The sequence below is a fragment of the Chamaesiphon sp. genome (assembly GCF_041737865.1).
Lineage (GTDB): Bacteria > Cyanobacteriota > Cyanobacteriia > Cyanobacteriales > Chamaesiphonaceae > Chamaesiphon.
The window spans coordinates 1-21,051 of sequence record NZ_JBGSQZ010000172.1 but is presented as its reverse complement, the minus strand read 5'-3'; the positions used below and the strand labels follow the sequence as shown (position 1 = coordinate 21,051).

The following is a 21,051-nucleotide window of genomic DNA, read 5'->3' as shown; positions in this document are numbered from 1 at the left end:
TTAATGATGATGGATCTAATGTCCCATTCGGTGGGATTACTCATGCTACACAGACCACAGCATCGACTGAATTTTTACAAAGGTTTTGAGGCTGTAAATACCTTGGTGCCTTGGTGACAGCGGTGCTGTCACCCTCCAAGGTTTGTGAGTCTTATCTACAATAGGCATTTTTAGACATCTCGCAACCAATTCACCATTCAAGGCATCCATAAACGATGCCTCGAATCAAATCAAACTATTTGCCCGAAGCCCATTGTGGGGAAGTTTCTACACATCTTAACTAATCCGATCGGTATGACGATCGCCATCCTAACTGTCCGCTTTCGGTTTATAGGTAGAAATTACCTCTAATTCCTTGAGTTGTTTCAGATCTACACTTCCAGGTGCATTGGTGAGCAAACATCGTGCTTGTTGCGTCTTAGGAAAGGCGATGACATCGCGGATCGAGTCTTCACCAGCCAAGAGCATTACTAATCGATCGAGTCCGTAGGCAATCCCGCCGTGTGGCGGCGTACCATACTCAAAGGCTTCGAGTAAAAAGCCGAATTTATCATTAGCTTCCTCGGTGGATAATCCGATCGCGCTAAATACTTGTTCTTGGATTTCGCGTTGATGAATGCGGACACTTCCGCCGCCGATTTCGGTACCGTTGAAGATGATATCGTAGGCTTGAGCGCGGGCTGTTGTCAGATCGTTGATGTCGTCTGGATGGGGGGCGGTAAAGGGGTGATGGAGGGCTTCGAGTCGCTTTTCGTCGGCGTTGTACTCGAACATGGGGAAGTCAGTTACCCATAATAAATTGACTTTATTATCATCGATTAAACCGAGTTCTCGCCCGATGACTAATCGCAATCGATCGAGTGTTTTATTTACCATCGCGGCATCGCCAGCACCAAATAGTAGTAAGTCTCCAGGTTTGGCACCTGTGAGGGTGAGTAGCTGCTGTTTACTTGATGGGGATAGTGAGTCTTTGATTGCGCCGATCGTTTCGATTTCATTATCTTCGAGGACGCGGATATAAGCGACACCTTTTGCACCTGCTTCGGCGGCTTCTTTAAATAGGTTTCCACCTGGTTTAATGCGGACGTTGGAGATAGTTTGATTTCCGCCAGGGATTGGGAGGATTTTGACTACACCGCCACTGGCGATCGCCCCTGAAAATACTTTAAATTGGGAGTCTTTAAATATCTCGGAAACATTGACTAATTTCAGATCGAAGCGGGTATCGGGTTTATCACACCCGTAATCATCCATTGCTTGGGCGTACGTCATCCGAGGCAATGGCAGAGCTAATTCTATCCCCTTAATTTCTTTAAAGATCCGAGCGATTAATTCCTCATTTAGGTTGATAATCTCTTCCTGAGACATGAAACTCATTTCCATGTCCAACTGGGTAAATTCTGGCTGTCTATCTGCGCGTAAATCTTCATCGCGAAAACAGTGAGCGATCTGATAATAGCGATCGAATCCCGATACCATTAATAGCTGCTTGAATAGTTGCGGCGATTGGGGAAGTGCAAACCATTCGCCCAAATTTACCCGACTGGGCAAGATAAAATCTCTGGCACCCTCTGGAGTGGAGCGCGTCAGAATGGGAGTCTCGATCTCCATGAAATTAAACCGATCTTCCAAGCAGCGGCGGATAGTTTTGATGACCTGATGGCGGAGTTGGAGATTGGTACTCATCCGCTCCCGTCGTAAGTCGAGATAGCGGTACTTGAGGCGTAAATCCTCCCGCACGAACTCATTTTCGGTCTGGGATACCTGGAAGGGTAATTGCTTGTGAACGCGGTTGAGCACCTCAATTTGCTCGGCATAGACTTCGATTGCGCCTGTGGGAATGCGATCGTTGAGAGATTCTGCGGGACGGGAATAAACTCGTCCGGTAATTTTAACGACGTACTCACTGCGGAGTGTTTCGGCGAGATGATAAGTATCGGGAGTGCGAACTGGATCGCTAACAACCTGAACCGAACCAGATCGATCGCGTAAATGGAGAAAAATCACCCCCCCAAGATCGCGGCGACGATCTACCCATCCGCACAGAGTAATAGTTTCGCCAATTTGTTCGGTGCGGAGTGTGCCGCAATAATGGGTTCGCATATGCTTTGACTAAATCTAATTCGATGACAATTAATTTGAGCTTTATCTTATCCTGAAGCAACTCTGAACAGGAGTAAAATAGACTGTCTCTAATTATCTACCATTCCCTGTTCCCCAGATCCAAGCATGTTGATGTTATTAGGCGAGATTCATGTCTGGAGTGTAACTCTCAATTTAGAGCGCAACCGAGTTGACGAGTTTAGTCAATTTTTGACTACTCAGGAACGGCAACGTGCTGCTAAATTTATCAATCCCCTGCATGGAGATCGCTGGATCGTCGCACGGGGATATTTACGGCAGATTCTCAGTCAGTATCTAGATCTTACGCCAGCCCAGATCGTTTTCACCTATACTCAGCACGGGAAGCCTAAGCTTGAGGGGAGTCCGATTCAGTTTAATTTATCGCACTCTGGCGATCGAGCCGTATATGGCATTAGTCACAGTCCGATTGGGATCGATTTAGAGTACATTCACCCTTTACCTGCGGCGGATTTAGTCGATCGATTTTTTTCACCCGCCGAACAAGCCATTTTTCACAACTTGCCAATTGATATCCAATCAGCCGCTTTTTTTCATGCTTGGGTACAGAAAGAAGCCTATCTCAAAGCCTGCGGAACGGGACTTAGTACCCCATTAGACCAAATTGAAGTCTCGATCGATCCCCATACACCTGCGACGATTGTTTCCGCTCCCATAGGTGACATCTGGCAGATTCAGAAACTAGATATTCCCTCTGGATATGCAGGGGCGATCGTCATCGGTGGAGACGATGTTTCCCAGCAGCTACTACAGGAGCGAATTAAATATCGATCGATCTGCTAATCAACCGATCGTCTTGTCATCTTTCTGACGGGCTAACATATGCTCGAACTCCATTCCCGCAGCAACGCCAAATTGGATCGCTCCGAGAATCCAAAAGACCTCCAGCATAAATCCACCTTGATAGTCTTTGATTTGATTCCCCGCATAAGCAAACCACATATCCGCAATGTAGTAGCAAATAATCGCCTGTGCGTTTACCTGCCAAGCATTACTGAGCCGTCCACCCCAAAAACCTAAAATCATCACGATGGCTAGGGCAAATAAAACGACATCAGACCAGACATAAAAAGCATTTAAAGTCTGCCCGTAAGGCTTGAGCATCCCGTCGAAAAACATCACCCATCCAGGTGCATCTGGCTCAGGTTCGGCTGGCTGGGCAAGATCGGGAGCAGTTGCCATAGATGAAGCTGTTGTCGGCTCAATTTGGTTGGTAGAAGCAGACATAACTTGAACTGCGGCTGCCGAACTCATCGCTGGCGGTTTGAGAATCCAGATTACCAGCGTTGCGGCGTAGATAGATACTCCCACGACGATCGCCCATTGATATATATTCAACCGGACACGCTTGCTGGCGATCGCCATCAGCATGGCTAGCGACAGACAAATATAGAAAATCACAAAAAACGGATCGCCGAGCGAACCAGTTGAATTGAGGTGCCAGACTAATTCCCACGAACTAAAGAAGATATTGCCCACAAAGTAAGATATCAAAGCTATCCCGATTAGTAACCAAACTTGGCTGCCACTTGGCATTCTGCGGCTCAAGCCATTCCGAATACACAGTAACCCAGCCAATAAAGTTGGGACATTTTGGAGGAAATATGCTGTGAAGATGCGATACCAAAATGGTCTATCGGTACTTTCTGCCGAGCCGCTAAAAAACATGTAAGTAAATAACGATAAAGCTGCCCAGGCAAATGCCCAATAAGTGACGTTTTGTTTGCGCCACAGGTGTTCCGAGCGTTCGAGTGTTTTGGAGAGACCGAGCATATAATTTAGATGGTAATTAATAGAGATCGCTCATCTTATAGTTGTCAAACTAGCAATTTGAGTACGCGTTACTAGATACTAGTATTCCCAGTCATCTCTACAGATTGAATACTCGGCTAGACTCAAAATTAGATTTGTCCGATGATCTCTAACGATCGCTCGTTGCTATCGGTGTTGTAGGCGGCGATGGCGATCCCTAATTGATGTCGATTCCTCAGGAGCAACTTGCGTTAATTAAGCTTGGGATAGGAAATCTACCATTTTTTCGGATAAAGGAATACCCGCCAAAATTTCGGCAAATAGGTACTGTCCGTTGGGATTTACTTCTAAAAATACATACTCGCCATCTGGAGTCAGCCGTAGATCGATCGCGCCATAGATCAAACCCAGACGCTCTAATAATTGCTTGAGTTGACGATCGATCGTAGTGTCTAGAGTATGGGGATTGAAAGGTACATCGTGGTCGAATCGCCAATCTAGGGGAGAGTGACCTGTTTGAGATTCTATTTCTACTGGATATAATACGCCACCGATCGCTGTCACGCGAATATCTAATCTCGCCTCAATTTTTTCTTGGAATATTGCTGGACAATACTGCAAGCTACCTAATCTATCTAGATCGTTAGGTTGTAATGTTTTGGTACCAGTACTTTTACCTTTGCCTTCACCCATACCCTTGTAAATTAGTGGCATCCCTCGATCGGCAAAATCGATAACTTCTAACGGGTGATTGGTAATCAGTGTTTGGGGGATTTTCAAGCCCACTTGCTGGGCAATTTGCAGTTGACGACCTTTGGGTTTAGCTGCACGGTTGTGAGATGGTAAATTAACCCATTTAGCTGGAATAAAGCTTTCTAGCTGCTCGATAAACTGGAGCCATTCACAATTAATAAAAATTGTGTCAGACTCATCATCTGTTGGACTGGGAATTGGTGGTAATGCTCGCCGCCACCAGACTGACAAAATATCTTGAGATTCAACTACTTTTCCAGTTGAAGTTACTAATCTAAACCCGATGGTATCACCAACATTATAGGAAATTTGTAAGTTTTGGTTGAGATCGCGCAAGTCGATCCACTCAAACCAAATTTGCCGATCGGTCAACATTTTAGCAACTACCTGTGCATGAAGATCGTCAGCAGGAGAAATAATTAATACTAATTTCGATTTCATAATCTAATTTTATCGAGTAGGGAGCCATCGAAATTAAAATATCAACGATTGAAAGCTATCTATAGCTAGCTTTCAAGGTTTTTTCTAAGTAAAAGACTCCCCAATCAATCCGATTTAAAAGTCTAGAAAAGATTACATAACATCAGAGTCGCTATAACCACCGGAGCTATTTTTGCTACTGGTTCTAGGACGTTGTGACATCTCAGTGCCTAATTCAATACCGATTGATGCTAAGTATTGGTTTTCTTTTTCAACTACATTTAGATCGCCCTTCAAAATTTCTGCTGAATCTGGCAAAGACTGTCCACCCAAGATAAAAATATTACTATTTTTAGGGGCTACTTCAGTCGCTGCTTGAGCAGGATTATTGAATTGAGTCGAGGTAATTACAGTTAGCAAGCCAAGGAGAATAGCTGGTGTAAATTTGGACATTTTGTTACCTAATGATTGATTTGAAGGCTCTCGATGGAGTCTTGTCCACATTATTACATCCACTTATTTAAAATGTCCACTATTTGCTAAGCCCGTGTTGTTAAATTGCCAAATATAGATCGAAATAATTGAGCGATCGCTGAAAAGCCTGTGCCGTAAGTTTTTGAGAGATCGTTGTTCAAATAAAAAGTTGCTGTTACCGATCTGATTTTGATATTTTTAGAGGAGGTTCAAATAAACTTGTGACTTTTTTGTGACTTTTTGCCCGATCGAAATACGATCGTAAATCTTAGGTGACTTTTTAGTTACCTTTTAGTTACCTTTTCCTGTGAGCTACCGCTCGGATCTGGTGTCACAAACAGCTTCGATCTTCTGGTACATACGGTTCTACTATACTAAGGAAGACAGTGACATTCGATCGCCTTATTCAACAGGAGCACAATCGCCGTGACTAGTACACTCAATCGCCCTACAGTTCACACATTACCCAATGGATTGACCATCATTGCCGAACAGATGCCTGTTGAGGCGGTAAATCTGAACATCTATCTCAATGTAGGTTCTTTCCTAGAAACTGATGCGATTAACGGGATGGCGCACTTTTTAGAACATATGGTGTTCAAAGGTACTTCTAGACTAGCTGCGGGGGAATTCGAGCGACTGATAGAAGAACGCGGCGCGGTGACGAATGCGGCGACGAGTCACGACTATACCCATTACTACATCACTACTGCACCTAAAGATTTTGCAGCACTAGCACCACTCCAAATCGATGTTGTCACCAATCCGCGCATTCCTGATGATGATTTTGAACGCGAAAAATTGGTGGTACTCGAAGAGATTCGTAGGTCGCATGATAGTTCTTCCCGCCGGATCTATCAACAGGCGATCGAAGTGGCATTTGCTAAATTACCATATCGGCGTCCGGTACTCGGCCCAGAAGCTGTAATTGAGGGTGTGACACCCCAACAGATGCGCTATTTTCACGCTACCCATTATCAACCTACCGCGATGACGGCGGTGGCTGTGGGGAATCTACCTGTAGATGAGTTGATTAACATCGTTGCTGATGGTTTTGCATCTCAAAGTGGCAATATCCCGACTGCGGAATTTGTCGGCAAAAAGTCTCGTCCCGCGCCCGAACCTGCATTTGCACGAGTAGTCCGTCAAGAGCATATCGATCCCAGTCTCAAGCAGGCGAGATTGATTATGGTGTGGCGCGTACCTGGACTAGTGGATTTGTCCGAAACCTATCCTCTAGACATCTTAGCTGCGATCCTCGGATCGGGACGGACATCCCGCTTGGTGAAGGAATTGCGAGAAGAACGCCAACTGGTAAATAATATCAGCGTTAGCAATATGAGCAACCGGATTCAGGGGCTATTCTACCTCAGTGCCCAATTGCCGAGCGAAAATATCGCCCAAGTCGAGCAAATCATCACCGAGCACATTTCCCAACTCCAAACTACCCTCGTCACCGAAGCAGAAATCTCCCGCATCCGGCGTCAAGTTGCCAATCGGTATATATTTGGGACGGAAACACCTAGCGATCGAGCGGATCTGTATGGTTATTATCACTCGATCGTCGGCGATCTCTCCCCAGCCTTGAATTATCCCCAACAAATCCAATCTCTAGATGCGACAACGATCCAACTCGCTGCTCGTCATTATCTTTCCCCTACCGCTTATGGAGTAATCACAGTCAAACCAGAGTAAGCGATCGGGCGTTGCTTTTTGGCATGAAAGATGGGGGGACTGGGAGACTGGGGAAATCATACCTCGAATCAGCAACGCCAATAATCGATATCGATCGAGACAACATCTTTGACTCAATCTTTAGACCCAAACGGCGTTGAAATCGGCTCAATCTAGCCGATTACTGTATGATGGGCATTAAGAATTATTGATGTCAGCTACTCCATCTAGAGAGGTATCGCTATGTCCAATCCGATCGAGCTTGAAGGAAAAGTCTTTGTTCCGGCTGGTGAGTTAGATATCCCTGCTTGGGGGTGTGTTCTGATCGATCGGAACCAACCCACACTCACGCTCAAAGATGACGATCTATTTCTAATTACCGACACACTGGGAAATATTTCTGGCTGTTCGCAAGACGAAACGATCGCGAGTTTGGGCTTATTTTGTCGGGATACGCGTTTCTTGAGTCGGTTGGAGTTACAAATTGCTGGACGTTCGCCGATTTTGCTTACTTGCAATGCCGATAAAGGGTTCGCGCTATCGGCACTATGTACCAATCCGACGATCCCAAATATCAATGCCGAAACAATCAGTATTCAACGGGAACTAGTGCTCAATGGGAGTTTATTTGAAGAACTCACTATTTATAACTATAACACTACATCGGTTAGCTTTGAAATCAGCTTGAGCTTTGAGGCGGACTTTTCGGACTTATTCGAGATTCGGGGTTTTCATCGCAAACAACGGGGTGAACTACTCCATCGCGTCCAACCCGATGGGCAAGAGCGAACGACAGCTAATGAATTGACGCTGGCTTATCAGGGATTGGATGGAGCGATTTTAGAGTCACACATTCAGTTTGCACATCGTCTCCCTGACTATCTCAAAGGATATACCGCCATCTGGCAGATCGAGTTGGAATCTCATGCCAGTTGTCAGATCGGCTATCGCTTGCAAATGTTGATGAACAATCGCCCAGTCTCGCGGGTGAATAGCCCGATGGCACTGTTTCAAGCAAAAGCCGCCGAGATGATGGAAGAAGATGAATGGCGATCGCAAATCACCCAAATCCGTACCGATAATCCCGAAATCGATCGAGCGATCGAACGTGCAGAACAAGACATCTATTTATTGCGTCAGTCGTTCGATCTTACCAGCTCGACCCCCAATCATCCTGGTGCTAAAGCTACAGTACTATCTGCGGGCGTACCGTGGTTCTGTACCCTATTTGGACGGGATGCGATTATTGCTGCGAGTCAAATTCTGGTCTTAGATTCGACCATTGCCCGTGAAACCCTGATGGTACTGGCTCAATATCAGGGGAAAGTAGATGATGAGTGGCGGGAAGAACAGCCAGGGAAAATCCTCCATGAATTACGCACGGGGGAAATGGCTCGGTGTCAAGAGATTCCGCATACTCCCTATTATGGGACGGTAGATGCAACACCATTGTGGTTGATGCTATATGCCGAATATTATGCCTGGACTCATGATACCAAGACATTAGATCTATTGTGGGGAAATGCGCTAGCGGCGATGGCTTGGATCGATCGGATGTCGGCTGATACTGGATATCTGACCTACTTTCGCACCTCAGCACGGGGACTGGTAAACCAGGGTTGGAAAGACTCTGGCAATTGTATCGTCGATCGTCAGGGCAAGATTGCCACTGGCCCCATCACCCTGTGCGAAGTCCAAGCTTATGTCTATGCTGCCAAAATTCGGATGAGTGAACTGGCAAAAATTCGCCAAGAAACCGAACTCGCCACTCGCTGGCAGCAAGAAGCCCAGAGTCTGCGACAACGTTTCGATCGCGATTTCTGGATTACCGATCTCGATTTTCTCGCTCTGGCTCTCGATGGTGCGGGCAGACAGGTAAATAGTATCAGCTCCAATCCAGGTCAATGTCTCCAGCACGGACTTTTATATCCAGAAAAAGCCAAAAGCGTCGCCGAACGGTTGCGGGCACCAGATATGTTTAGTGGGTGGGGGATTCGGACACTCAGCAGTCAGTCGCCAGCTTACAATCCGATCGGCTATCATACCGGATCGGTCTGGCCGCATGACAATAGTTTGATTACGATGGGTTTACGCTCTGTCGGTGCCGTCGAACAAGCCCTAGAAGTCGCTCAAGGCATCTTGGATATGACCATTCATCAGCCTTACCACCGTCCCCCCGAACTGTTCTGTGGGTACGGACGGGTCGTCGGGCAAAGCCCGATTCAATATCCGGTCGCTTGTTCTCCCCAAGCCTGGGCAACTGGCACGATTTTTCAGTTGTTGCAAATGATGGTCAATTTAGTCCCCGATGCTCCGAGCAACTATCTGCGGATTCTCGATCCGGCTCTACCAGCGAGTATCAATCAACTCTCATTCAAAAATTTGCGCGTGGGAGCAACCTCGATCGATCTGGGTTTTACCCGCGAGCAGGATGCTGAAGGCGATCTCGTTCGGGCGACTACTTCCTGTCGCGTCCTCAAAAAGCGCGGTAATCTCCGCGTCACGATCGAAGCATAATTCTATTGCTACTATACTTTGCACGGTCATAATTTGAGGTTAGGGTGTGGGGTGTGGGGTGTGGGCTGTCGGGTATGGGGACATTATCGATAGATCGTGTTTTTATCAAAAGCGCAAGCTTTGACCGTGCCAAGTATATGTAGCGACAAGTTATTTGAGTCGATCTTCTTTACCCTCCTCTTACAGAACCCATTTGAGATCTTCCAGTGAGCAGCAAATCGGTATCCTAAGAGAATCTGAGGGTTGCGATTTTCCTAGTGTGGGCAGAACCCGGATCTGGGGGTTGTCTTGACGCACACAACCTGGAGGAAACCTCCAGGTTGATGCGTCGCTTTTTTATTCGGCGGCGGTTTTATTCGGAGGGAACTTCGTCTTGGCGTTTTTTATTCGGGGGAAACCCCCGAATAAAACGCCGTCGAATAAAAGAATCGACAAGACAGAAGATCTCAAATAGGTTCTAAAAGGGGAAGGAGTAAGGCCTCATTTAGACTGAGGTAAATAGATCGATTTAAATATTTCGACTAGAAGCTAGATTGCGATCGACTTGTGGGTACTTTAAGAATAACGCGATCGATTTGGCTGGCATAGCCGCCCAGAGTAGTCGGTCAAGTAAGTAAGATCTCAATTTTAGAATTGAACCAATTGGTATAACCAAATCGATTCTCATTCTGAGCGGCTCTGCCAACGAACTCTTGACCGAGTACCCCCATATCTTGGCTATCGCTGGCACAACAAGATCTCCCAAACTACACTATATTACGAGGTAAAGTCACATCGTGTGAATAAAAGCGGTAGAATTAGAAGCAAATAGCTAAATCCTTTACTTGCCCTGCAACTCAAGCGTTTCTCCGTTCGGAGCGGCTGCGTCACTGCACTAGCAATGGCTGGGCAAAATCATCTAGTTAAATCTAAATTTGAATCTGAGCTAGTCTGTCCTGGGCAATGGAAGCGTGATTCCCCCAAGGATATTATGCCGATCGAGAAAAGTATGTCAAGAGAAATGTTCCACTGGTGAGGCTCAATGAGCTACTGCGTAAACCCTGACTGTCCCCAACCTAAAAATCCGATCGATGCTTTCCTGTGCCAAGCCTGTGGCGCACGGTTGCTCGTACGCAATCGTTATCGCGTCACAAAATCACTGGGTCAAGGCGGCTTTGGTGCTACCTTTGTAGCGATCGATGTATCCCTTCCTGGCGAACCAATTTGCGTCATCAAGCAGCTTAGACCGAGCAACAACCACGAAAAGTTCTTACGGATGGCTAGAGAACTTTTCGAGCGGGAAGCTAGAACCTTAGGCAAAATCGGCAACCATCCCCAGATCCCGCGACTGCTGGACTTTTTTGAAGAACGTCGGAACTTTTACCTCGTCCAGGAATATGTCAGCGGACACACCATCCATCAAGAAGTTAAACAGATGGGACTGTTTAAAGAAGAAAAAATTCACGACTTCTTGATCGAAATACTCCCCGTCATTACCTATATCCACTCTCAGCAAGTCATCCACCGCGATATTAAACCCGCCAACATTTTGCGGCGCGAACAGGATAACAAACTAGTCTTGATTGACTTTGGAGCGGTCAAAAACTATGTCGCCCAAGTCGAAACTCCAGAAGGAGTAGAACAAGGCTCTAATACCCAATTTGCTGTAGGTACATCGGGTTATGCTCCACCCGAACAGTTGGCAATGCGACCGATCTTTGCCAGCGATATTTATGCTTTGGGCGTAACTTGTATCTACCTGATGACGGGGAGATCGCCCAAAGATATCGAGTACAATCCCTCAACTGGAGAAATGATGTGGCAAAACCATGTCAAGTTGAGCAAACACATGACTCAAGTATTGGGCAAAATGTTAGAGGTATCCGTTCGGTACCGCTATCAGTCAGTCGAAGAAGTCCAGCGGGCACTCCAAACAACCACAGTTGCCGCCGCTCCTCAGGCTGGATTGCCACCGCGTCCTGTCAACAGCCCCAAAAATCCCCTCCCATTAGGTCAAAGTCCCCTACCAGGAGTCCCGAATAATCCCAATGCTCCCCCCGCTCCCGCCACATCTGCTGCGAAACGAATGGCAGATAAGATCAGAGAACAAAGAGAGTCTCGCGATCCGACGAATATTAAAAATGGGGGCGAACCCAGCCGATTTGGTGCGGACATTCGCACGGGTATCGGTGTTCCGGCGATCCAACCGCCCCGACGGGAGCAATTAAAGCAAGACGCACAGAGCGTTCTAGCTGCATTCCGACGCGGACAAAGAAATTTTCACGAGCTAGATATCAGTGGTCTCGACCTCTCCAAAGCTCACCTGCCTGGGATCGGACTCAGTAATGCCAATTGTGCTTATATCAATCTTCAGGGCGCAAATTTAGCGGCTGGTAAATTTGACAAAGCCGATTTCAGTGGCGCGGTGCTGAAAGATACTGTGCTCAGTAAAGGTTATTTTAGCTATGCCAATCTCCAAAATGCCGATCTTCGTGGTGCGGATTTGAGTGAAGCTTATCTCAACTATGCCAATCTACATGGCGCGAATCTATGCGGGGCAAATTTGAAGGGTGTTAAAGTCACCGAAGAGCAGTTAAATCAGGCTAAAACTAATTTTATGACTGTCTTTCCCAATGGTAAGCGAGGTGGATTCTGGTAAGGTCGTGTTGAGATTTTGACACGATGGAGTATTTTCTAATCTTCAGTATTCGCTGGATGGGGCAATCGAGCGATTGTCCCAATTCGATTGGCTAGAAAGACGATCTATCTAGGCTCTTCGATACATAGCTAATAGTTCCACTGAGGATTGCCCCGCCCATCAATACACTAATTGCGGGTAGAAACAGCGGTTGCCAGAGGCTTTGCCAAACTAGCAAACCGAACGGTAGATGAAGATATTTGCCAACGATCGCAATGAGAAACCACACAAAACTAAATATCACAAAAAAGACATTAGCAGTCAGCAAGTTATTAATAAGATTTGAAATTTTAGCGATCATAATATTAGTTATTTGAGCTTTAAATTAATTGCAATCGATCGTCTAATCATTAGCTATCAATCGATTTGTAACCAGGCAGTCAGAGCAATTGCTAGGGCATCAGCAGCATCATCGGGGCGGGGAATTTTATCCAAAGCTAGCTCTCTAGCTACGGCAGCTTGGACTTCCGGCTTATTGGCATTGCCGTAACCCGCAACTGCTTGCTTGATTTGACTTGGGGTGAACTCCACCCAGGGAATTTGATGTTGAGCAATTACTAGCAAAATCACGCCTCGTGCTTGAGCGACTGGAATCGTATTTCCCATCTTATAGAAAAATAACTGTTCGATCGCCACTAAATCCGGTTTAATTTCGTCAAGCAAGCTGTGGAGGTCGTCGTAGATCGTCTGAAGTCTAGAACCAATCTCAGTCCGAGCCGGAGTTTGGATAATCCCAAAATCAATCATCGTCACTGTTGGCGGACGAGTATGTCGAGAAATAGAGATCGCGCCAAAGCCCAAACGGGCAAACCCTGGATCTAAGCCGAGAATCCTGGTAGTTGTCGTTAAATTAACCAAAAATTAATCTCAAACCTGTAATCTAATCATGAGTATTATGGCCAATAGTCCGGACACTTTTTCAGAAGGAGGCTGAAACCCCTGATTTCTCGTTAGTCATCTTCCGATAGAACAAGGCTGAAACCCTCATTCTATCTTTGGCGATCTAAAACTGTCCGAAGTATTGATGGCTAAACCTAGAGATTAAACCTTTACGATCGCAATTATAATCGGATTAAATGGGTAGATGAGGCATCCACTACTTACAGTTGAGGCGTGAGCCGAGTTATCGGTGTAGAAAAGCTACTTCCTGTGTGTCAAATTAGACACTTAGGGTAGGGGGGTGAATGGTGGATGGTTGATGGCGAAAAGTGCGGTCTTGGGGTCTCCCCAAGTAGAGCACCTTTTCAAGACAGTGAATGGTGAATGGCTTGCACTGTTGGCGATAGCCTGCCGTAGGCATAGTGTGAATGGTGGATGGTGAATGGCTTGCACTGTTGGCGATAGCCTGCCGTAGGCAAAGTGTGGACGTGATGTTTATTGCTTGAGTGGGAAGGGAGTAAGTAGCTGGAAGCACCAAATTTCAACTTACTCTTTCCGATCTGTCAGAGTACCTGTAAGATTGACTCATCTCAAGTCCATCCCCAAATTTAAAAATTCTCTTATTTTTAATCATAAAAATGATGTCGATCGGTCTGTTTAGACAAGCAGTCAGGAATTTAAGCCGCAGTGCTGGTACCTTGCCCTCAAACGGCAAATCTTCTAGTTTTAGGCGACTATTCCAATGGTTGTCGCCAGGAATTTTTGTCAAACGGTGGCTGTTGACAATTTACATCGGCGTACTGATGACGATTTTGGGTTTAGCGATTTGGCTCAAACTCACGCCAATTTTTTTGCTATTTCAGCTTGTAGATCGCATAATTGAGTTCTTAGCTAGGGTTGTCCCGCATTACTTATCAGGTCCAATCGTACTGGGTTGCGGTTTGTTCCTAGTATTTTGGGGGCACGGTCGTTCCCTCGGTGAAATCAGTAAAGTTTTACGTCCAGACGGCGAACAAACTCTCTTGGATATGCTCTGGGACAATCGCCGCCTGAATCGAGGTCCAAAAATTGTGGCGATTGGTGGTGGTACTGGCTTATCGACGCTGCTACGGGGCTTGAAACTCTATAGTGCAAATCTGACGGCGATCGTCACTGTGGCGGACGATGGCGGCTCTTCGGGGCGACTGCGGCGAGATTTTGGCGTCTTACCACCTGGAGATATCCGCAACTGTATTGCTGCACTGGCGGATGAAGAGAAGTTATTGACTGAGTTGTTTCAATATCGATTTGAAGCTGGCGATGGTTTGATCGGGCACAGCTTTGGAAATCTATTTTTGACAGCGATGTCGGAGATTACCGGAGATTTGGAACGAGCTGTGGTTGCTAGTTCTAAAGTATTGGCCATTCGCGGTCGAGTTTTACCTGCAACTTTGACAGATGTATCTCTGTGGGCGAGACTAGCTGATGGTCGGACGATCGAGGGCGAATCGAATATCGGTAAATCCAACGATCAAATTGTCGAAATTGGTTGCTCTCCAGCCAATCCTCCCGCACTACCTGCGGCGATCGCGGCAATCCAAGAGGCGGATTATATTATCATGGGGCCAGGGAGTCTATATACCAGCGTCATTTCCAATTTGCTAGTCCCCGAAATCGCCCAAGCAATAGCCATAAGGGAAGTTCCTCGGATTTATGTCTGTAATATTATGACTCAGCCTGGGGAAACAACTGGTTATACAGTCGCAGATCATATTGAAAGTATCGATCGTGCTTGCGGTCAAAGACTATTCGATGCAGTATTAGTACAGAAAAGTCCACCATCTACCGATTGCTTGCAGTATTATGCCGAAGAAAATTCTTATCCTGTGTTGCTCGATCGAGATGATGTAAAACAATTGGGGCGGAGCATCTTTGCTGTTAATGTGATGGAAGAAGATCCGAATAATCGTTATCTACGTCACAATTCGCGCCGTTTGGCTAAAGCCTTGATTCATTTTTACCGTCGCGCCCAGGATTCCTCGCCACATGGAAATGGCAAGGTAACACCATTGACGCGAGCTAAGTCAGCCCGATAGCCAGATGTTTTCTGTCAGCCCTTGACTAGTTGAAATCGATCGAATTATGAGCGAACGGATTGTCAGTTTACCAGATGCAAATGCTACCCATATATTGGGGATGGATCTGGGTAAGTCTTTGACAGCAGGTAGTGTATTGTTGTTGACAGGCGAGTTGGGTAGCGGCAAAACTACATTGGTTCAGGGTTTAGCCCAAGGCATGAATATTGTAGACTCGATCGTCAGTCCCACTTTTACGATTATTAATGAGTATTTTAGTGGTCGGTTGCCACTATATCATTTAGATCTTTATCGTCTGACATCTGCTGAGGTGGACGATATCCAGTTAGAATCTTATTGGTTGGGACTTGAAACCGAATTAGGAGTTGTCGCGATCGAATGGGCTGAGAGACTATCATATTTGCCCGCCAATTATCTCCGGCTCGAACTGACTTACGATCGCGTCGATGGCAGAATTGCTAAAATTTCAACGATTAGTTAGAAACTAGGGTAGAGGGTAGAGGGTAGCGATTCTAAATTGAGCCTTTGTTCTCCGACGGTTTAGCGGCTCGCCATAGGGCTTTGCCTACCTATGGCGAATGCTACTATCTACCCTCTACCCTCTACCCTCTCATCACAGTTAACCTCTGACTTTGGCAGGAGATCTAATTTAAGTAGGAATTAATTCTCCTGGACGTAATCGCGACCATTTGCCGCTATCTTTAGTGAAACTCAGACAACCGACGACATCCCATTCCATCTCGACACCATCATCGAGGGTGCGGATGTTGACATTGATACTGGGTTGGGTAGCTTCAAAGTCGGGTAGCGTAGTCAGATGCGCTTGCTGGTGTTGTTCTTCGACTGCATGATAGGTCGTACAGCGATCGACATATTCGCAATTGATACATATACACATAAGATTTTAGGGGTTAGGAACTAACCAATATCTTGTATTCTATGCAATTTTTAGACAATCTACCATTCGACCTAAATTTATTACCACCAGTGTATGTGGTGGGTGGAGCAGTACGAGATGCTTTGCTCATGCGGGTACGGGCGGAATTGGATTTGGATTTGGTCATTGCGGCTGGAGCGGTGGCGGTGGCGCGACAGTTGGCGACGGAATATCGAGCGGGTTTTGTATTGTTGGATGCCGAACGTCAGATTGCGCGGGTGGTATTTCCAGGGCTGACGGTAGATATCGCCCAACAGGATGGGGGTAGTATTACTGACGATCTGGCACGGCGCGACTATACAATCAATGCGATCGCTTATGACTTGCAAACAAAGGAGCTACTCGATCCGCTCAATGGCACTCAGGACATCCAGCAACGTATGTTGCGGATGGTTAGCAGAGATAACCTTATTAGCGATCCTTTACGGCTGCTCAGAGCCTATCGTCAGGGGGCGCAACTTAATTTTAAGATCGAGTCGGGTACTCGTCGGGCGATTCGGGAGTTAGTCCCCTTGCTGACTACTGTTGCGGCGGAAAGGGTGCTGATGGAGTTGCGTTATTTGTTGCAAGCACCTAGTAGCAGTCGATGGTTGGCGATGATGGTGGCGGACGATCTGTTGACAGGTTGGCTAGAAATACCTGTACGAGATGTTGTAGATAGATTGGCAAAGTTCGATCGAGCGTGTCAATTAATTCAACGATATTATCCCGCACTCGATCGCGAACTCGATCGAGCCTTACGCGATACGATGGCGATTTCTCGGAAGTCGCTGGGTAAATTCACGCTCTTATTATCACTAGATTTACAATTAGCTACAGCTCAGATGTTGCGGCTGACTTTTAGTTCGGCAGAAATTCAGGTAGTAACTACAGCAATTACCTATCTACCGCAACTACTAGGGACAGAGATGTCTCTCACAGAGCAATATTTTTGGTTTCAATCGGTGGGTAATAATTTTCCTCTGCTAGTTATATTAGCAATTACCGCTGGAGTCGAGCTAGTTGATTTAGTAACTTCGATCGATCGCTATCTCGATCCTCACAATCAAGTTGCACATCCAACTCCATTAGTGAGCGGACGCGATTTAGTTGAATCATTAAAAATCCCGCCCTCTCCGACGATCGGTAAACTCTTGACTGAAATCCAAATAGCGAGAATTTTGGGTAAAATATCTACATCAGCAGATGCGATCGAATTTGCTCGTGAGTGGATACTATCAATCGATACAGCGGTTCTCAGGAACATAGGGGACACTTGAAATCCTGTACCTCTTCCCAAATCAGGCTTTTGAAGATCGATGTACCCCATCAACCCGCAAACCGCTGTAAGGATAAAAAATGAGCCAAACTACCGCTATTACTGATGCCATTACAACGCTTTTAGCAGCCGAGCAGAGATTTAGCTTAATTAGGACTGAAGATCCCAATTTTTTCTCGGAATGGCAACAAGATTTACCAGAATTAACTTCAATCGATCGCACGCTCTTAGCAGATTTACGACGACGCTACATCTACCATCGCTCTGCGGGACAGTTACTAGAAAGTACGGTAACACTGCTCTTTGCCTCGCCATTATTAGCTCTTACTGGTTTTTACGATCCGCCATTTCGAGTTCGGGCTGAGGAGTCAGTTCGATTAGTCTTGCAGGATAGTGAAGAGGTTTTACAAGGCAGAATTGATGCTTTGGTCGTTTGCGATGCTGTATGGGTAATAATTTTGGAATCGAAGAAGACGATGTTGTCAATTTGGTCGGCTTTACCCCAAGCGTTGGCATATTTGATGGGTAATCCAAATCTAGAACGTCCATGTTTTGGAATGTTAACAAATGGTGATGAAATTTTATTTATCAAAGTAGACAAATCTGGATTACCACAATATGCTGTTTCAAGGGTATTCGCAACTTTAGGATCGGCAGAAGAATCGATCGATGTGCTGCGGATATTACGTCAAATTGGTCGAGAAGCTGGATGAAATTAGCTCCGATGTTACTTTAATAGTTTGGCTTGTTTAAATACATCATAAATAGTATCACCCACGATCGCACCGTATATCACCTGTGAACTCGCAGCTAGGGAGATCGTACAAATAAATGCAATTAGTGGCGACGCCATCCAATCCCCGTCAAACAAAAACACTGAGCCGATAATAATTACCGTTTTGACAACGCCACCGAGTACACCAGCGAGTAATTGTTCTCGATCCCAATCATGCCAAAGAGATCGCCAGTGCAGGCGTTGCCGCAATAAAGATTTTTGCCAATTGCCAATCATTCGTCCGTTAATACCACCCATGATGCCACCCACGATCGCTAAAATAATTAGTGCGGTGCCATCTTCATCCAATACTAATGTCTGGGTACCGAGATGAATTAACCTCCAGGTTAAAATATCGATCGGTAGTCCCACAACTGCTGTAAAAATCCACTGCCGATCGAGTGATGCGATCGTTTGCTTGAGCAAATGCCATTGGAGATATCCTTGAATTGCAGTACTCAAAAGATAACCTAATAATCTCAGTAGACAAATCGTCCTCAGACTATCGACCTGAAAGGAAAAGATCGTTAATGTAACAATTGCCTGAGTTGTAATTGCTAGAGCGATGGAACCAAAAACTTGAATTAGTAGCCACTGAGATAAAAAACTAGACTGGAGCTGCTTGGACATTTTAGATTATTTGAACAGTTGATAGTTGACAGCTTGCACTCAGCGAAGCCGTTGGCGATAGCCTGCCGTAGGCACAGTGTTGACAGCGAATCAAGACGAGGTTTTAGGATGGAGATTTAAACCCCTACTCTTTGTTAAAATATTCTGGCATTAGGTATTTTTTGAATATTTTTGATTAATCTTAACTTTGGATTACGAGAGGTTGGGCGATCGAAAGGGACAAGTACCAAGTATTTACCTAAATTCAACTCTATTTGTAATCGATATCCTACACGCTCTAATTCAGATTCCGATTGCCAATTTTGATGACTAGTAGATTTAGTTTTGGCGATTTGGATTCCCAGTACGTACGATCGATCTGCAAAAATTTGCATCGGCTTACATACTAAATATGCCCGTTCGATCGCTGAAAATTAACTAACTTCTAACAAATTTCTTTAATTAAGTCTGGTGCTAGATCGTGGGGGATAAATCGATCGGTATCCTTGATATTGCGTTCTAATTTCGATCGCCACTGTTTCGGTAAATGGTTTTGTCGCCACTCTAAATAAATATCTGCTGAGATTGGATCGGCTTGACAACTATAGAATCGATATAATTCCTCACAACTAGGTATGACTAGATCTGGCTCTAAAGCGATCGATCGTTCTAAATAAACACAACCGCTCAACTGTCCCCGATTGACGAGAATTTTACCTACCTGATAATTTGCGCGTGGATGACTTGGAGCTTGAGCGAGGATTTCTTGCCACATTTGTAAAGCCGATAAATCCCCGTGTAATTGAGTCACCAACTCAGCTTGAATGGTAGCTTCGCTGAGAGTTAAGGATTGCGTAGTAGCTTGGAGATTGAGAGTGGCTAAATATTCGCGCTGATACTCCGCTTGTTGATATTGCTGTCGCCATCTAGTTTTGCGACTCTCATACCAGCGCAGATCGAGTTCGGCGGCTAAATCTGCCAATCGATCGCCAAAAAAGTGTTCCGCAGCAGTCTGAAAAATGGGTGTGGGTGTCCAGGATTTGGGGATAGGATAGCCCATAGCCGCCAATCGATCGCTCAAACATGGGTGGGTATCATCGGTATCTGTGGCTTATGCCAGGATTAAATTTAGCCAAATCTGTGCGGTTTGAGGATCGAGGGGTTGACGCAAAGCCGCTAACATTTGCGTTACGACATCTGGGGGTGGTGTTTCACTACTCTGTGCTTGTCGATCGAGTTGACGGCTAAAATCCTCTTGGAGATAATACTGATAAATATAGGTTTGAATTAAGTCACTAGCCGCAATTTCTGGACTCGTCATTCGTTTTGCTAAAGCATCTGCGGCATACTCACGATCGCGAATCGATACAAAAGAATAGGCTTTGATGAGTGGTTCATACCAGCGAAAGAACCATTGAAAAACAACTAAATTACTATCGATCTCGAGCTGCTCCCATATCTGTCTCACCCGCAGAATGTACCCAGTAAAGATACTATCATGATTAGATAGATGTCCTAATTCATGTGCGAGTGTCGCTGTAAATTGCAAGGGAGTGAGCGACTGTAATAATGGTAAGCCAATCAGTAGATAATTGCGCTGCCAGCCACACCAACCGAGCTGCGATATTTGGCTGATGGCGGCATTGAAGTCATAATTGACTAGGACATGGTGAACTTTAGGGGTGTTTAACTTAACACTCAATTCATCGATCGAGCTAAAGAGTTCGGGAAAATCATGTCGCTGAATTTCGCGATCGCTAGGTGATGGAGAGTATACCCAAAAAGTGGCGATCGTCCCTAAACCAAATAGCATCGATAATTGGCGAGGATCTAAGGCAATTGTGTGATGTTGAGTCAGTTCAACCAGCCATCGTAATAACCATAAACTACTAAATAAAGTCAGACAAATCAGCCCCATATACCCATAGCCGATCGCGGCGATTGCAGCTACACGTAGTTGATAATTGGTAAGTAGGTAGGCGCAATTAAATATAAGATAGATGAGTTCCAATAAAGTCCCTGATGCCAGCACCTCTACGAATCATTCTTACTCCAGAAGAAGACCTAACACTAAAAGAACTGCGTCTGGCTCAGACAGTACCCCAGCGA

The 21,051-nt window shown here is 45.7% G+C and carries 18 protein-coding genes; 8 read left to right on the top strand and 10 right to left on the bottom strand.

Annotated features, from left to right (window positions below; all coding sequences use genetic code 11):
• Positions 1-309 precede the first annotated feature (309 nt).
• Positions 310-2,103 (bottom strand): aspartate--tRNA ligase, encoded by a 1,794-nt coding sequence (gene aspS, locus ACEW9J_RS13125; RefSeq protein WP_373545566.1) that lies wholly within the window; start codon positions 2,101-2,103, stop codon positions 310-312.
• A gap of 132 nt (positions 2,104-2,235) precedes the next feature.
• Here aspS and ACEW9J_RS13120 point away from each other — a divergent pair, with 132 nt between their 5' ends.
• Positions 2,236-2,925 carry a 4'-phosphopantetheinyl transferase superfamily protein gene (locus ACEW9J_RS13120; RefSeq protein WP_373545565.1) on the top strand — a complete coding sequence of 230 codons (690 nt, stop codon included), beginning with the start codon at positions 2,236-2,238 and terminating at the stop codon, positions 2,923-2,925.
• Here ACEW9J_RS13120 and ACEW9J_RS13115 read toward each other — a convergent pair whose 3' ends face one another.
• From ACEW9J_RS13115 to ACEW9J_RS13105, 3 genes are all read right to left on the bottom strand, one after another.
• Positions 2,926-3,915, bottom strand: a complete 990-nt coding sequence (locus ACEW9J_RS13115) for a hypothetical protein (protein WP_373545564.1) — start codon at positions 3,913-3,915, stop codon at positions 2,926-2,928.
• Positions 3,916-4,149: 234 nt separating this feature from the next.
• Positions 4,150-5,088 carry a hypothetical protein gene (locus tag ACEW9J_RS13110; RefSeq protein ID WP_373545563.1) on the bottom strand — a complete coding sequence of 313 codons (939 nt, stop codon included), beginning with the start codon at positions 5,086-5,088 and terminating at the stop codon, positions 4,150-4,152.
• Between the two features lie 132 nt (positions 5,089-5,220).
• Entirely contained in the window at positions 5,221-5,520 is a 300-nt protein-coding gene (locus ACEW9J_RS13105) for a hypothetical protein (protein ID WP_373545562.1), read from the bottom strand.
• A gap of 447 nt (positions 5,521-5,967) precedes the next feature.
• On the opposite strand from ACEW9J_RS13105, the gene ACEW9J_RS13100 reads away from it, so the two are divergent.
• The 3 genes from ACEW9J_RS13100 to ACEW9J_RS13090 all read left to right on the top strand — a co-directional run bounded on the left by ACEW9J_RS13100 (position 5,968) and on the right by ACEW9J_RS13090 (position 12,370).
• The gene (locus ACEW9J_RS13100; protein WP_373545561.1) at positions 5,968-7,236 is read left to right on the top strand and encodes a M16 family metallopeptidase; all 1,269 of its coding nucleotides are present in this window, start codon (positions 5,968-5,970) and stop codon (positions 7,234-7,236) included.
• A gap of 222 nt (positions 7,237-7,458) precedes the next feature.
• Positions 7,459-9,732: a glycogen debranching N-terminal domain-containing protein gene (locus tag ACEW9J_RS13095; RefSeq protein WP_373545560.1), complete on the top strand. Its 2,274-nt coding sequence runs from the start codon at positions 7,459-7,461 to the stop codon at positions 9,730-9,732.
• Positions 9,733-10,753: 1,021 nt separating this feature from the next.
• A complete protein-coding gene (locus ACEW9J_RS13090; protein ID WP_373545559.1) occupies positions 10,754-12,370 on the top strand; it encodes a pentapeptide repeat-containing protein in 1,617 nt (538 codons plus the stop codon).
• 91 nt (positions 12,371-12,461) lie between these two features.
• Here the strand turns inward: ACEW9J_RS13090 and ACEW9J_RS13085 are convergent, their stop codons facing one another.
• Positions 12,462-12,710: a hypothetical protein gene (locus ACEW9J_RS13085; RefSeq protein WP_373545558.1), complete on the bottom strand. Its 249-nt coding sequence runs from the start codon at positions 12,708-12,710 to the stop codon at positions 12,462-12,464.
• Between the two features lie 56 nt (positions 12,711-12,766).
• Positions 12,767-13,267, bottom strand: a complete 501-nt coding sequence (ruvC, locus tag ACEW9J_RS13080) for a crossover junction endodeoxyribonuclease RuvC (RefSeq protein WP_373545557.1) — start codon at positions 13,265-13,267, stop codon at positions 12,767-12,769.
• A 662-nt stretch (positions 13,268-13,929) separates the two neighbouring features.
• Between ruvC and yvcK the strand changes: the two genes are divergently transcribed.
• Together yvcK and tsaE are read left to right on the top strand one after the other, a co-directional pair.
• A complete protein-coding gene (yvcK, locus tag ACEW9J_RS13075; protein ID WP_373545567.1) occupies positions 13,930-15,363 on the top strand; it encodes a uridine diphosphate-N-acetylglucosamine-binding protein YvcK in 1,434 nt (477 codons plus the stop codon).
• A gap of 46 nt (positions 15,364-15,409) precedes the next feature.
• Entirely contained in the window at positions 15,410-15,844 is a 435-nt protein-coding gene (gene tsaE / locus ACEW9J_RS13070; protein WP_373545556.1) for a tRNA (adenosine(37)-N6)-threonylcarbamoyltransferase complex ATPase subunit type 1 TsaE, read from the top strand.
• Between the two features lie 168 nt (positions 15,845-16,012).
• On the opposite strand, the gene ACEW9J_RS13065 is transcribed toward tsaE, so the two are convergent.
• Positions 16,013-16,261 (bottom strand): Ycf34 family protein, encoded by a 249-nt coding sequence (locus ACEW9J_RS13065; RefSeq protein WP_373545555.1) that lies wholly within the window; start codon positions 16,259-16,261, stop codon positions 16,013-16,015.
• Between the two features lie 41 nt (positions 16,262-16,302).
• Between ACEW9J_RS13065 and ACEW9J_RS13060 the strand changes: the two genes are divergently transcribed.
• Together ACEW9J_RS13060 and ACEW9J_RS13055 are read left to right on the top strand one after the other, a co-directional pair.
• Entirely contained in the window at positions 16,303-17,559 is a 1,257-nt protein-coding gene (locus ACEW9J_RS13060; protein WP_373545554.1) for a CCA tRNA nucleotidyltransferase, read from the top strand.
• A gap of 79 nt (positions 17,560-17,638) precedes the next feature.
• Entirely contained in the window at positions 17,639-18,271 is a 633-nt protein-coding gene (locus ACEW9J_RS13055) for a type I restriction endonuclease subunit R (RefSeq protein WP_373545553.1), read from the top strand.
• A gap of 14 nt (positions 18,272-18,285) precedes the next feature.
• On the opposite strand, the gene ACEW9J_RS13050 is transcribed toward ACEW9J_RS13055, so the two are convergent.
• The 3 genes from ACEW9J_RS13050 to ACEW9J_RS13040 form a co-directional block, all read right to left on the bottom strand.
• Positions 18,286-18,963: a hypothetical protein gene (locus ACEW9J_RS13050; protein WP_373545552.1), complete on the bottom strand. Its 678-nt coding sequence runs from the start codon at positions 18,961-18,963 to the stop codon at positions 18,286-18,288.
• Positions 18,964-19,387: 424 nt separating this feature from the next.
• Entirely contained in the window at positions 19,388-20,002 is a 615-nt protein-coding gene (locus ACEW9J_RS13045) for a hypothetical protein (protein ID WP_373545551.1), read from the bottom strand.
• A 51-nt stretch (positions 20,003-20,053) separates the two neighbouring features.
• Positions 20,054-20,953, bottom strand: a complete 900-nt coding sequence (locus ACEW9J_RS13040; RefSeq protein WP_373545550.1) for a M48 family metallopeptidase — start codon at positions 20,951-20,953, stop codon at positions 20,054-20,056.
• Between the last annotated feature and the right edge of the window lie 98 nt (positions 20,954-21,051).

Excerpts from the sequence above, each read along its gene's own strand:
- aspS (WP_373545566.1), bottom strand. The coding sequence starts at position 2,103 with ATGCGAACCCATTATTGCGGCACACTCCGCACCGAACAAATTGGCGAA.
- ACEW9J_RS13120 (WP_373545565.1), top strand. The coding sequence starts at position 2,236 with ATGTTATTAGGCGAGATTCATGTCTGGAGTGTAACTCTCAATTTAGAG.
- ACEW9J_RS13115 (WP_373545564.1), bottom strand. The coding sequence starts at position 3,915 with ATGCTCGGTCTCTCCAAAACACTCGAACGCTCGGAACACCTGTGGCGC.
- ACEW9J_RS13110 (WP_373545563.1), bottom strand. The coding sequence starts at position 5,088 with ATGAAATCGAAATTAGTATTAATTATTTCTCCTGCTGACGATCTTCAT.
- ACEW9J_RS13105 (WP_373545562.1), bottom strand. The coding sequence starts at position 5,520 with ATGTCCAAATTTACACCAGCTATTCTCCTTGGCTTGCTAACTGTAATT.
- ACEW9J_RS13095 (WP_373545560.1), top strand. The coding sequence starts at position 7,459 with ATGTCCAATCCGATCGAGCTTGAAGGAAAAGTCTTTGTTCCGGCTGGT.
- ACEW9J_RS13090 (WP_373545559.1), top strand. The coding sequence starts at position 10,754 with ATGAGCTACTGCGTAAACCCTGACTGTCCCCAACCTAAAAATCCGATC.
- ACEW9J_RS13085 (WP_373545558.1), bottom strand. The coding sequence starts at position 12,710 with ATGATCGCTAAAATTTCAAATCTTATTAATAACTTGCTGACTGCTAAT.
- yvcK (WP_373545567.1), top strand. The coding sequence starts at position 13,930 with ATGTCGATCGGTCTGTTTAGACAAGCAGTCAGGAATTTAAGCCGCAGT.
- tsaE (WP_373545556.1), top strand. The coding sequence starts at position 15,410 with ATGAGCGAACGGATTGTCAGTTTACCAGATGCAAATGCTACCCATATA.
- ACEW9J_RS13065 (WP_373545555.1), bottom strand. The coding sequence starts at position 16,261 with ATGTGTATATGTATCAATTGCGAATATGTCGATCGCTGTACGACCTAT.
- ACEW9J_RS13060 (WP_373545554.1), top strand. The coding sequence starts at position 16,303 with ATGCAATTTTTAGACAATCTACCATTCGACCTAAATTTATTACCACCA.
- ACEW9J_RS13055 (WP_373545553.1), top strand. The coding sequence starts at position 17,639 with ATGAGCCAAACTACCGCTATTACTGATGCCATTACAACGCTTTTAGCA.
- ACEW9J_RS13050 (WP_373545552.1), bottom strand. The coding sequence starts at position 18,963 with ATGTCCAAGCAGCTCCAGTCTAGTTTTTTATCTCAGTGGCTACTAATT.
- ACEW9J_RS13045 (WP_373545551.1), bottom strand. The coding sequence starts at position 20,002 with ATGGGCTATCCTATCCCCAAATCCTGGACACCCACACCCATTTTTCAG.